Source organism: Methyloceanibacter sp. (assembly GCF_050999895.1).
GTDB lineage: Bacteria > Pseudomonadota > Alphaproteobacteria > Rhizobiales > Methyloligellaceae > Methyloceanibacter.
The window spans coordinates 17944-30016 of record NZ_JBPCOU010000078.1; the positions used below are offsets into that span (position 1 = coordinate 17944).

11 protein-coding genes and 1 pseudogene are annotated in these 12073 nt (G+C 62.5%); 2 read left to right on the forward strand and 10 right to left on the reverse strand.

What is annotated here, in order from left to right; genetic code table 11:
- Nucleotides 1–43 precede the first annotated feature (43 nt).
- The 10 genes from ACR2J1_RS08990 to ACR2J1_RS09035 form a co-directional block, all read right to left on the reverse strand.
- The gene (locus ACR2J1_RS08990) at nt 44–1195 is read right to left on the reverse strand and encodes an ABC transporter ATP-binding protein (protein WP_434018992.1); all 1152 of its coding nucleotides are present in this window, start codon (nt 1193–1195) and stop codon (nt 44–46) included.
- 12 nt (nt 1196–1207) lie between these two features.
- A complete protein-coding gene (locus ACR2J1_RS08995; RefSeq protein ID WP_434018993.1) occupies nt 1208–2035 on the reverse strand; it encodes an ABC transporter permease in 828 nt (275 codons plus the stop codon).
- A 3-nt stretch (nt 2036–2038) separates the two neighbouring features.
- The gene (locus ACR2J1_RS09000) at nt 2039–2929 is read right to left on the reverse strand and encodes an ABC transporter permease (protein ID WP_434018994.1); all 891 of its coding nucleotides are present in this window, start codon (nt 2927–2929) and stop codon (nt 2039–2041) included.
- A gap of 72 nt (nt 2930–3001) precedes the next feature.
- A complete protein-coding gene (locus tag ACR2J1_RS09005; protein WP_434018995.1) occupies nt 3002–4099 on the reverse strand; it encodes an ABC transporter substrate-binding protein in 1098 nt (365 codons plus the stop codon).
- A gap of 140 nt (nt 4100–4239) precedes the next feature.
- Entirely contained in the window at nt 4240–5691 is a 1452-nt protein-coding gene (locus tag ACR2J1_RS09010) for an NAD-dependent succinate-semialdehyde dehydrogenase (protein ID WP_434018996.1), read from the reverse strand.
- Between the two features lie 11 nt (nt 5692–5702).
- On the reverse strand, nt 5703–7193 hold the full coding sequence (locus tag ACR2J1_RS09015; protein WP_434018997.1) for an aldehyde dehydrogenase: 1491 nt from the start codon (nt 7191–7193) through the stop codon (nt 5703–5705).
- Between the two features lie 7 nt (nt 7194–7200).
- The gene (locus ACR2J1_RS09020; protein ID WP_434018998.1) at nt 7201–8550 is read right to left on the reverse strand and encodes a glutamine synthetase family protein; all 1350 of its coding nucleotides are present in this window, start codon (nt 8548–8550) and stop codon (nt 7201–7203) included.
- Nucleotides 8547–9281 carry a gamma-glutamyl-gamma-aminobutyrate hydrolase family protein gene (locus ACR2J1_RS09025; RefSeq protein WP_434018999.1) on the reverse strand — a complete coding sequence of 245 codons (735 nt, stop codon included), beginning with the start codon at nt 9279–9281 and terminating at the stop codon, nt 8547–8549. Before ACR2J1_RS09025 ends, ACR2J1_RS09020 begins: the two co-directional genes overlap by 4 nt.
- Nucleotides 9278–10660: an aspartate aminotransferase family protein gene (locus ACR2J1_RS09030; protein ID WP_434019000.1), complete on the reverse strand. Its 1383-nt coding sequence runs from the start codon at nt 10658–10660 to the stop codon at nt 9278–9280. The genes ACR2J1_RS09025 and ACR2J1_RS09030 overlap by 4 nt, the downstream gene beginning before the upstream one ends.
- Before the next feature lie 40 nt (nt 10661–10700).
- Nucleotides 10701–10880 carry a hypothetical protein gene (locus tag ACR2J1_RS09035; RefSeq protein WP_434019001.1) on the reverse strand — a complete coding sequence of 60 codons (180 nt, stop codon included), beginning with the start codon at nt 10878–10880 and terminating at the stop codon, nt 10701–10703.
- 167 nt (nt 10881–11047) lie between these two features.
- Here ACR2J1_RS09035 and ACR2J1_RS09040 point away from each other — a divergent pair, with 167 nt between their 5' ends.
- The gene (locus ACR2J1_RS09040; RefSeq protein ID WP_434019002.1) at nt 11048–11647 is read left to right on the forward strand and encodes a TetR/AcrR family transcriptional regulator; all 600 of its coding nucleotides are present in this window, start codon (nt 11048–11050) and stop codon (nt 11645–11647) included.
- Nucleotides 11640–11990, forward strand: a pseudogene (locus ACR2J1_RS09045) (NAD-dependent epimerase/dehydratase family protein); the annotation flags it as partial. The gene ACR2J1_RS09040 and the pseudogene ACR2J1_RS09045, both read left to right, overlap by 8 nt.
- Between the last annotated feature and the right edge of the window lie 83 nt (nt 11991–12073).

Sequence of the window (12073 nt, forward strand, 5' to 3'; positions counted from 1 at the left end):
TGCTTCGGTTCTTTCTTCTCGGGGTTTAGTTTGTGGGCCGGCCTCAGCCTTGGAGCACGACCGGGCTTGTTCCACCCCAACTGACCCAGACCTTCTCGCCCCAGCCAAAATTATCCTGGTCGAAGCGGGAGCGGTTGGGACGCGATATCCGGATCAGTCGGCCGTTGGCAAGCAGGATGTGGAAGATCGAAATTTCGCCGAGATAGGAGATCTCCTGGATCTCTCCCTTGGAGATATTGTGCGCGGCGGGACATTCCGGCACCGTGGGCGGCGCGTCGGCATCCTTGTGCAAATTCATCTTCTCCGGGCGAATCGCGACCCAGACATTCGACGACTCCTGGCCGAGAACTGCATGGGGGACATGGATGCGATAAGGTTCGAGCTCCGGACAGGCGACCGTGGCCTCGTCAGGCTTGTCGTCGATCAGCGTGCCCTCGAACATGTTTACCGAGCCGATGAAGTCGGCGACAAAGCGGGACGCGGGAAACTCATAAAGGTCCGACGGCGTGCCGAGCTGCGCGATCGAGCCCTTGTTCATGACGGCGATGCGCGACGCGATCGCCAAGGCCTCGTTTTGATCATGGGTGACCATGATGAAGGTGATCCCGACCTTCTGCTGCAACTGGGAGAGCTCAAAGCGCATGGCCTCGCGCAATTTGGCGTCGAGCGCCGAGAGTGGCTCGTCGAGCAGCAAGACCTTTGGCTTCTTCACCAGCGCGCGCGCGAGCGCTACCCGCTGGCGCTGGCCACCCGACAACTGATCAGGCATGCGTTCGGCAAGATGCCCAAGCTGCACGAGATCGAGGGCCTCCTGCACGCGCCGGGCTCGCTCCTGCTCGGGGACACCATCGATCTTGAGACCGTAGGCGACGTTGTCCGCGACCGTCATATGCGGAAACACCGCATAGGACTGAAACACCATGTTCACGGCGCGCTTGTTTGGCGGAATGTTCCCCATGTCCTGGCCGTCGATGAGGATGGTGCCCTCCGTCGGCACCTCGAGGCCGGCAAGCATGCGCAGCAACGTCGTCTTGCCGCAGCCCGAGGGCCCAAGCAGCGCGAAGAACTCTCCCGGTTCGACGTCGAGGCTGACATTGTCCACCGCAACCGTGGAGCCCCACCGCTTCGAGACGTTACGAAAGCTGATGATCGGCTTGGTGGCGGTTTTGGTCCCGCTGTCTAACACTTGGTCCACGATCGTCATCCTCTACGGCTTCTTCTGCCCCCTGCCCTGCATCAGCATCATCAGGGCCATGAGCACGATGGTCACAAGGATCAGCATGGTCGATGCGGCATTCACTTCGGGGGTCACCGAGAAGCGCAGCATCGAATAGACCTTGACCGGGAAGGTGACCGTGTCGGGCCCGGAGGTGAAGAAAGTAATCACGAAATCGTCAAGCGACAGCGTGAAGGCGAGCAGCCCGCCCGCGATCAGCGCCGGACGGATATGCGGCAGCAGAACATCGCGGAAGGCTTGCCAATCGTTGGCGCCTAGATCGCGTGCCGCCTCCTCCTGCTCCTTGTTGAAGCTCGCGAGCCTCGCGCGCACGACGAGCGCGACGAAGGGGAAACAGAACGAGACATGCGCGATGATGATGGATCCGAGATTGAGCGGCCAGAATAGATCGTTGGGCCAGGGAAGGACCCGGGTGAAGAACAATAGCATGGACACGCCCATGCAAATCTCAGGCACCACGATGGGCAGCGTGAACGCGCCCTCTACGGCCGTCTTGCCGAAGAACCGGTAGCGCCACAACAAGACCCCTGCCAGCGCTCCGATGAAAAGGGAGATGATCGTGGCGAAAAAGGCGATCGTCAGCGAATTGGCGAAGGCGATCAGGAGGTCTTCGTTGCGGAAGAGCTTCCGGTAATAGTCGAGCGTGAACCCCTGCCAGACGATGTTGCGTTTGCTGTCGTTGAAGCTGAAGGCGACCAGCGCAACCAGCGGCGCGTAAAGGAAAATGAAGACGGCGAGCAGCCAGAGCTTCATCTGCCACATGCGATTATATTCGAGGGGTGCGCGCCGCGGGGCCATCGCTTAAATCCCGTGCCCATCTGCGGCGGGCTTGCCGCGACTGAGATAGGCACGCAACGCGATCGCCGCGAACGTCGCGTACATGAGCAAGAAAGACAATGCGGCGCCGAACGGCCAATCGTTGGCCTTCTTGAACTGCCGCTCGATGACGTTGGCGATCATCTGGCTGTCCGGGCCGCCCAGGAGGTCGGGCGTCAGATAGGCGCCGAGCGCCGGGACGAACGTGATGATGATGCCGGAGATGATCCCCGGGAGGGCGAGCGGCACCACGATCAAGAACAGCGTGCGGATATGGCCCGCGCCGAGGTCGAGGCTCGCTTCGATGAGAGACCTGTCGAGCCGATCGAGCGCCGCGTAGAGCGGCAACACCATGAAGGGCAAATGGACGTAAACGAGACCGGCCACGACCGCGAAATTGTTGTAGAGCAGTTGAAGCGGCGTGAACTGGCCGAGCGGCTCCAAACCCACGAGCGTCATCAGCCAGCTGGACTGGTTCCATAGCCATTCGAGCGTGAAGTTAGCGTAGCCCTGGGTGCGCAAAACCGCGATCAGCGCGTAGGTGCGGATCAGCAGATTGGTCCAGAACGGCAGCATGATCAGCAGCAGGATCCATGCCCGCCAGCGCTCGCTCGCAAACACGATCGCCAGCGCCACCGGAAAGCCGATGACGAGGCAGAGCAATGTCGTGAGCCCGGCGACGAAAATCGACTTGGCGAAGATGCCGAGATAAAGCGGCTGGAGCGCCCGGGCATAGTTGGCGAAGGTGCCGCTGATATCGACTTCGGTGAGGCCCTGGTTCTGTCCGAAGCTATAGGCCCACACGATCGCGAGCGGCGCGAGGAAGAACACGACCACCCAAGCGATGGGGGGCAGTGCCGTCGCCAAGAAGGCCAACCGACGCTCTTGTGTCCGGGTTGCCATCGCGCGCTGGTCCTGCCCCCTACTCTACCTTAACCCTCGCTCAACTCATGCCGCTCGCAGTCGCGTCATTGCCTCGTCGAGGAGACGCGTGAAGTCGGCGCCGAGGTAACGGGGATACTCGCATTTGGCCATCACGTCGGCCGGCGGGAAGATCACCTTGTTGTCCCTGTAGGACGCGGGCATCAGCGCGACGCCCGCGGCGTTGGGGGATGGATACAAGATTGTTTTAGTGATCTCGGCCCCGACTTCCGGCTCGAAGATGAAGTTCATGAATTTGAGCGCATTCTCCGGATGCGGCGCGCCTTTCGGGATCGCCAGCGTGTCCTGCTGCTTCATGGCGCCTTCTTTGGGCACGACGAAGTCGACGTCGTCGTCCTCGGTCATGATCTGCGCGATGTCGCCATTGTATTCCATCACGAGGTCGACCTCGCCGGACAGGAGAAGGTCCTGCCCGTTGTCCTCGTGGAAGGACTTGATGTTAGGCTTCTGCTTGATGAGCATCGCCTCGGCCTGCTTGATCAACTCCGGCGAGGCGTCGTTGAGGGATTTGCCGAGATACTTGAAGCAGTTGCGGAAGAGCTCGCTCGCGTCCGACATGACCGCGATGCGGCCTTTGTACTCGTCGGAATCAAACAGCGACTTCCAGCTATCGGGGACCGCCTTGACCTTGGATTTGCGGTAACCAATGCCGATCACGAGCCACGTATACGGCAGGCTGTATTTGCGGCCCGGATCAAAGGGCGCATCGTCGATGAACTCCGGCGCGATATTCTTCATGTTCGGGATCTTGGCGTGATCGAGCGGCTCCAGCAGGTTCGCCTGGATCATGCGTTCGACGAACTCGCTGCCAGGCACGATAACGTCGTAGCCGGGGTTGCCTGCGCGCAACTTGGCGAAGAGCTCGTCGTTGGTCGCGAACAGGCTCATGTTGACGTCGATCCCGCTCGCATCCTTGAAGGCTTCGAGTGTGGTCTCGCCGATATAGGTGTCCCAGTTGTAGAAGTTGAGCGTTGGTTCCTCGGCGGCCCAAGCGGAGTATTTGCTACTGGAAAGCGTGATGCCGATCGCAGCGGCGCCGAGGCCCTTTAGAATTGAGCGGCGTGAATGGGATCCGATCAAAGATCTGCTACGCTTGTACGTCATGGTCCATATCCCCTTACTGATCGTGCTGCCGTTTCGTACTTACTGTCTCGGGTCGTGACTGCCGCTTTCTTCAAGTATGGCCGCTCGCGGCCATCCCTTCCAGCCTATTCGCTATCCAGTTTAAGCTCAGGCGTGACCAATCATTCATCGATGGCGCCCAGGCAGATATATTTGACTTCCAAATACTCCTCCAAACCTTCGGCGCCGCCTTCGCGACCGAGACCGGATTCCTTGACGCCGCCGAAGGGAACCACCTCGTTTGAGAAGATGCCTTCGTTGACGCCGACCATTCCGGCATCGAGTTTCTCGGCGACGCGCCAGGCGCGGCTGAGGTCGCGGCTGAATAAATAGGCAGCGAGCCCGAAGGGCGTATCGTTGGCGATCTCGATCGCCTCCGCCTCGGTGTCGAACCGGACCAGGGCCGCTACGGGGCCGAAGATCTCCTCGCGCACGATGCTCATATCGGGCGTGACGCCGCCAATGACCGACGGGCGAAAAAAAAGCGGACCGGCAGGGTCGACTGCACCCCCCGTCAACACTTTGGCGCCGTTCTTGACGGCTTCGGCCACCAGCGTTTCAACCCTTTCGATCGCTTCCTTGGTGATCAATGGACCGATCGTGTTGCCGGCCTCGAGGCCCGGCCCGACGGCAAGCTTGTTCACGGCCTCGACGAGAGACGCCGCGAACCGGTCGTAGATACCAGACTGCACGAGGATGCGGTTGGCGCAGACGCAGGTCTGACCCGCATTGCGATATTTGGAGGCCATGGCGCCAGCGACCGCGAGATCGAGGTTGGCGTCGTCAAAAACAAGAAATGGCGCGTTGCCGCCGAGTTCGAGAGTGAGCTTCTTCACCGTATCGGCGCATTGCCGGTAAAGGATCTTGCCGACCGCGGCGGAGCCGGTGAACGAGAGCTTGCGCACCCTGCCATCGTCACAGAGGACCTTTCCGACCGCGGCCGCATCGCTGGTGGTGACAATGTTTAGCACGCCGGGCGGCACGCCCGCGTCGAGCGCCAGTTTGGCCAGCGCAAGGGCGCAGAGCGGCGTCTCCGCAGCGGGCTTCACCACGATCGTGCACCCGGACGCGAGCGCCGGTGCAACCTTCCGCGTGATCATGGCGATCGGGAAGTTCCACGGCGCGATCGCGGCGACAACGCCGATCGGCTGCTTGATGGTGAGGTAGCGCTTGGAGGCGACGTTGGTCGGGATGATCCGTCCGTAAGCGCGCTTGCCCTCCTCGGCGAACCATTCGATGAAGGAGGCGCCGTAAGCCACCTCCGCACGCGCCTCGACGAGCGGTTTGCCCTGTTCGGTGGTCATCAGCTGGGCGAGGCTTTCGCTTTCCGCGGTGATCAGGTCGAACCAGCGCTTCATGATCGCCGCCCGCTCCTTCGCGGTCTTGGCGGACCAGGCGGGCAGCGCCCGGCTCGCGGCGTCGATGGCGCGGCCGGCATCCTCGCCGCCTAGGTCGGGAACGGTCGCCACTTCGGCACAAGTGGCCGGATCGGTTACGGCGAACGTCTTGGCGGAGGTGACCCACTGGCCGTCTATGAAGGCCGCCGTGGGGAATTTCTTGGCGATCATGTTCATCGCATTCTTCCTCAGCGTATCGTAATCGAGACCGACTTCAGGTCGGCATATTTATGCAGGGCGTGGAGCGATCGGTCGCGGCCGAAACCGGATTGCTTGAAGCCGCCGAAGGGCATGGTGATGTCGCAGGCGTCCCACCCGTTGACCCACACCAAGCCGGCCTTGATTTCGCGGGCGGCGTGATGGGCGAGACTGAGGTCGCGCGTCCATAGGCCGGCCGCGAGGCCATAGACCGTATCGTTGGCGAGGCGGAGCGCCTCCTCGGGATCCTTGAATCGGGTTACCGCGAGAACGGGCCCGAACACCTCCTCCCGCGCAAGCGTCGCGTCCGGCGCCACCGCGTCGAACACCGTCGGTTCGACGAAGAAGCCGCCGCTGTCGACCCGGGCGCGTTTGCCGCCGAGCCGCAGCGCGGCGCCGTCCCGCGACGCGCCATCGATGTAGCGCAAGGCCGTGTGCATCTGCTCCGCCGACACCATGGCCCCGAATTTGGTCGCGGGCTCGAGCGGATCGCCCGGCACGATGCGCCTTGCAATCATGAGTAGCTTGTCGAGGAAGGCATCAGCGATATCCTCTTGCACGAGGAGCCGGGATGCTGCCGTGCAGACTTCACCCTGGTTGAAGAAAATGCCCCAGGCCGCGTGAAAGGCGGCCGCATTCACGTCGGGGCAGTCTGCAAATACGATCTGCGGCGATTTTCCGCCAAGTTCGAGACTGACGCGCTTGAGGTTGCTCTGCCCCGAATATTGCATCAGCAGCCGCCCAACCGTGCCGGAGCCGGTGAATGCAATCATATCGACGTCCATGTGTAGGGCGAGAGCCTTGCCGGCGGCATCGCCGAAGCCCGGTACGACGTTCAGCACGCCCGCGGGTAATCCCGCCTCCAGCGCCAATTGACCGAGCTTAAGGGCCGTCATTGGCGACTGCTCCGCGGGCTTGAGCACGACCGAGTTGCCCATCGCCAGCGCGGGAGCAACCTTCCACATCGCCATATGCAGCGGAAAATTCCACGGCACGATGGCGCCGACCACGCCCAGTGGCTCCTCGATGGTGAACGAGAAACGGTCGCTCGTGCCTGGTCCCACTTCACCATAGATCTTGTCGAGCGCCTCGGCGTAGTAGCGAAGCGTGCGGATCGCCCCGGGGACATCGATGGTCAGCGCGTCGTTTATTGGCTTGCCGACATCGAGGCTCTCGAGCACGGCGAGGATCTCGGCGTCACGCTCCATAAGGTCGGCGAGTGCGAACAGAATGCGCTTCTTCTCGCGGTAATGGAGGTTGCGCCACGTTCCGTCGTCGAAAGCGCGACGCGCGGCCTTGACCGCGGCATCAACGTCCGCGGCATCACATTCGGCGACCCGGTTTATCACGGTCCCGTTTCGCGGCGTGACATTCTCGAAGGTACGCCCCGTGACGCTCGGCTGAAGCCGTCCACCGATCACCGCCTGATGGGGCAACTCGATCACGCCCGCGATCTGCTCGAAATGTGCGAGTGATGTCATGGGTGCCTCACGCGCTTTGCGCGTACCAGAGGTGATCCAGCGGGGTGACGATGCGCTCGAAGTTGTTGCGTTCGGCATGCTTCAGGCGCGAAAAGACATCCTGAAATGGTGCGCCGAAGGCTCCACGCACGATCTCCGAGCTTTGGAACAGGTCGAGGGAGTTGACCCAGGCCGTCGGAAGCGGCGGTGCCTCGATCGTTTCGGAATGATGCTCCACGGCCGGGCCCGGATCGATCTCATGGGCGAGACCATGGCTGATCCCTGCAAGCATCGATGCAATCACGAGATAGGGATTGGCGTCGGCTCCGGCGACCCGATGCTCGACCCGGGTCGAGGCGCCGTTGGCGTAGGGAACGCGCAGGGCCACAGTGCGATTGTTGAAACCCCAATGCGCGGCGATCGAGACATAGGCCTTCGGCACATAACGTCGATAGGCATTGGCCGACTGCGCCCACACCGCCATGAAATCCGCCATGGTCTCGCGCAGCCCGCCGAGCGCGTGACGGAACAGGGGCGAGATCGGATCTCCGGCAAAAAGATTATCTCCCGACCGATCGACGAGACAAAGATGGACATGCATGCCGGAGCCAGCCCAATCATGGTGCGGCTTAGCCATGAACGTGGCGTCGAGCTGGTGAGCGTGCGCTGCGGCTTTCACAGCACGCTTCAAGAGGAGGCCATCGAGGGCAGCCGCCACGGCGTCCGGGCGATGCTTCAGATTGATCTCGAACTGGCCGGGGCCGGATTCCTGCATGACGCCGTCGACAGGGATGCCTTGGGTCTCGCAGACATGAAAAATGTCATCGATGAAAGGAGACAGCGCGTCCATGTCCTCGAAGCCGAAGGTCAATGGCCGCTGCGGGTCGTCGGCGACACCTTCAGGCGTATGCAGCTTGAAGGCGCCATTTGTCGTCCTGCGGGTCACATAGAACTCGAGCTCGACGGCAGCGACGGGCGTTTGGCCACCGCGAGTGATCCGCTCGACCTGATTGGCAAGTACAGTGCGGGGATCAAGCTCGTCTTTGCCATCGACCACCATCACGGCTTGAGCCCGCGTGTGGTCGCCGAGTGGGATCGGCACCAAAGTCTTGCTCAGGAGATGGCAGCGTTGGTCCGGATCGCCGGTCTCCCACAGCCTGCCGGTCTCTTCCACGCAATTCCCTAGGGGGTCCATGATGAAAACCGAGCTCGGCATCATGAGGCCGCTTTTGGCGACGCCGAGCAAGTCCGAGCGGCGGATGCGCTTGCCGCGCGGAATGCCGTTCATATCGAACACGAAGGCGTCAATCCATTGCACCGTTGGATTGGCAGCGAGAAAGGCCTGCGCCTCATCAAGGCTGAGCCTTGCGTTCGTCATGGCGCACTGCCTTTCGCGGCGGCTCCGAAGCGGCGGAACAGAGAGATCGAGACGGGGTTGGACTTCGCGCCAAACTCTGGGTGCCATTGCACGCCCAAGCAAAACGTCGAGTCGTCCGGGCCACGCGCGGCCTCGACCAGGCCGTCTATGGCGAACGCCTCCGGCTGAAGCCTGTCGGCCAGACGCGCAACGCCCTGCCAGTGCAGCGAATTGACCATGATCTCGTCGGCGCCGAGCCACTCGCGCAATTGTCCGCGGAGAGAGACCGGATGAACGGGGCCGTAGCGCTCGTCGTAGGGAAGCGGCCGCTCACGATGATCGATATGGCCGTTCACATCGTGAACGGCCTGATGCAGGCTCCCGCCAAGCGCGACGTTCAACTCCTGGAAGCCTCGGCAAATCGCGAATAACGGCGTCTTCCGTTCAATGGCGGCCCGGATCAGCGGAAGGGTGAACGCGTCGCGCAAGGGGTCGAGGGCACCCGGTTTGATCGGCGGCTCCTCGCCGTAATGCTCCGGCGCCACGTTGGAGGGGCTGCCTGCCAGAAGGATCGCGTCGGCCACCTCCAGCACGGCAGCGATATCCGCCGTGCCGGCACCGACCGGTGCAATCAGCGGCAGGCATTCGGAGACCTCCGCGACAGCTGCGGCGTATTTGCGCCCGACGGCCTCGAAAACGTCGTTCTCGATCAGCTTGGTGCAGGCGGGGAGTACGACGACCGGACGGCTCATGCGGCAATCTCTCCCGCGACGTCGGCGAGCGTGAGATCGAGGGCCCGGCCGATCGCAGCCTCCGCCTCGTCGAACTGGGTTTGCGTCCAAATCAGCGGCGGCGCCGTGACCATGGTGTCGAACACCGCGCGCATGATGAAGCCTTCGCGGAAGAAATGGTCGCGGCAGATGAGACCGACCCGGCCGGGATCCGCAAAGCGGCGGCGGGGGCGCTTGTCGGCGACGAGCTCCATTGCGCCAAGGAGCCCGATGGAACGAACCTCGCCGACAAGCGGATGATCTTTGAATTTCGCAAGCACGTTTGCGAGCGCCGGTCCGGTGAACTCCTTGACGCGCGGGACGAGCCTCTCCTGCTCCATGATCTCGATATTCTTGAGAGCGACGGCACAGGCCACGGGATGGCCCGAGAAGGTATAGCCATGATTGAAATCGTCGTTGTGCGCCATCAGCGCGGCGACGATCTTGTCGTCCACGATCACGCCTGAGAGCGGGATGTAGCCCGAGGTCACGGCCTTGGCGAAGGTGATGAGGTTGGGCCTGACGCCGTAATATTGCGAGGCGAACCAGGTGCCAAGCCGGCCGAAGCCCGTGATGACCTCGTCCGCGAGCAAAAGTATCCCGTATTTATCCACGATGCGCTGGACTTCGGGCCAGTAGGTGTCGGGGGGAATCTTGACGCCCCCGGCGCCCTGCACGGGTTCTGCCGCGAACGCGGCAACATTCTCGGGTCCCACTTTCAGAATCTCGTCCTCTAGCGCGCGCGCGGCGCGGAGGCCGAAGGCTTCGAGCGACTCGCCGTCCGCGCCTTCGCCGTACCAATACGGATCCATAATGTGACGAAAGCCCTCATACACCGGATAGCTGTGCGCATGCATATGGGCCATGCCGCTCATCGAGGCCGCAGCGATCGTCGAGCCGTGATAGGCGCTCTTGCGCGATATGATGATGCGTCGCTTGGGCTCGCCTTTGAGCACCCAATAGTGACGGATGAGCCGGATCGCAGTGTCATTCGATTCCGAGCCGGACGAGCCGTAGAACACCTGGTTGAGGTTGTCGGGCGCGAGCTCGGCGAGCTTGCGCGACAGTGTCGCCACGGGCGGATGGGTCGTGCGGAAGAACGTGTTATAGAACGGCAACTCCATCATCTGCTCGTAGGCAGCCTCGGCGAGTTCGCGGCGGCTGTGGCCGACATTCGCCGTCCACAGGCCCGACATCCCGTCGAGGATGCGGTTGCCCTCGCTGTCCCAGACATAGGGGCCGTCGCCGCGGACGATGACGCGCGCACCTCCCGCCCGCAGCGAGCTGTGGGTGCTAAATGGATGCAGATGGTGAAGAGCGTCGAGCTCTCTTAATTGGGTGGTCTGATATTGATTGGTCACCGATAAACCTCCAGCAGAGCGTGACCCGAGGGCCGTACGATTAAAGCTGGAAGTTCGCGTGCGGCGTATAGCCAATGCGGGCGCAGAGCAGCAGGAGCTGCGCCTTTGGGTTCAGCCCATTCAAGATCAGCTCGGTTTGGGAGGCAAACTTGGCGCCCGGCGCCAAGAGCTGCCTGATGAACCGTTCTCCTCTGGCGGCGAACCGCCTTGAACCGGTCACGCGAAATTCTCCACTGCCTCGTACCCGCCGGGCCGCCTTGACAGAAGCCTTTGAGCGGGTTTGGCTACACCGAAGACTTTATTGGCTACGGTGTAGAATTGTCAAGACAAACAGCGCCTAAGCCGACTTCTCGACCCCGCGGACGGCGCGGCCTCGATAAAGATGCGATGCTGGATGCCGCCTTCGACATGATGTCGCGCAACGGCGAAGCTGGCTTTTCGGTGCGCAAGCTTGGCTTGCGTATCGGCGTCGACCCGATGACCGTCCTGCATCATTTCGGTTCGAAGGACGAATTATTGCGGCGGATCGCCGATCGGGCGCTGGCCTCCGTCGAGCCTCCACTGCCCAGCGCCGATTGGCGGGCCGATCTCCGCCACGTCGCTGGGGCCTACCGCGACCTTGCCCACCGCCATCCCCGCCTGTTCCACCTGCATTTTCGCTTCCACGCGACAGGGCCCGCCGATCATGCATCAAGCGAAGTGGTTTACCGCGCACTGCGAGGCGCCGGACTGCCCGATGCGAAGGCGGCCGGTCTTGGACTGGCGTTCTACGCCTTCATCCTCGGCTACGCCTTGGCGGAGGCGGAAGGGCTGTTGCGCCCGATCAGCGATGAGGACGAAGCGGAGCTGCGGGCACTCGATCCTGTTGCCTATCCGGCGACCTTGGCGCTCATACCGGCCTTCAAGGCGCTTGACCGCGACGCGGCGTTCGACACGGCGGTCGATGCCTTTATCGAAGGATGCCGCTGCAAGGCCGGAAATGAGTAGTGAAACTGCTTTGGGGGCAACTCCGCCAGCGGCGCACCCATCTCACCACCCAAGGCGCGTGTTCGTCTTGGGTGCCACCGGCACAATCGGTCGCGCAACGGTGCGGGCTTTGGTGCTGCGCGGTCACGAGGTGGTGTGCTTTGTGCGGTCCCGCGCAGGCGTGGGCGGCGCGCTGACGCCGGACGGCAGCGCCGAACTGCTCAAAGGGGCTAGCCTGCGGTTCGGTGATGTGACCGACTCCGCGTCTCTCGCGCGTGATGGTTTTTGCGGTGAGCGCTTTGACGCCTTGGTGTCGTGTCTGGCCTCGCGGACCGGCGCACCAAAGGACGCGTGGGCCATCGATGCCGACCAATCAGCCAGTTGTTAGCAGAAACGGCAATAGGCGTAAGCTGTCGCCCCCATCGCCACAAACAAGCCGCCTACTAG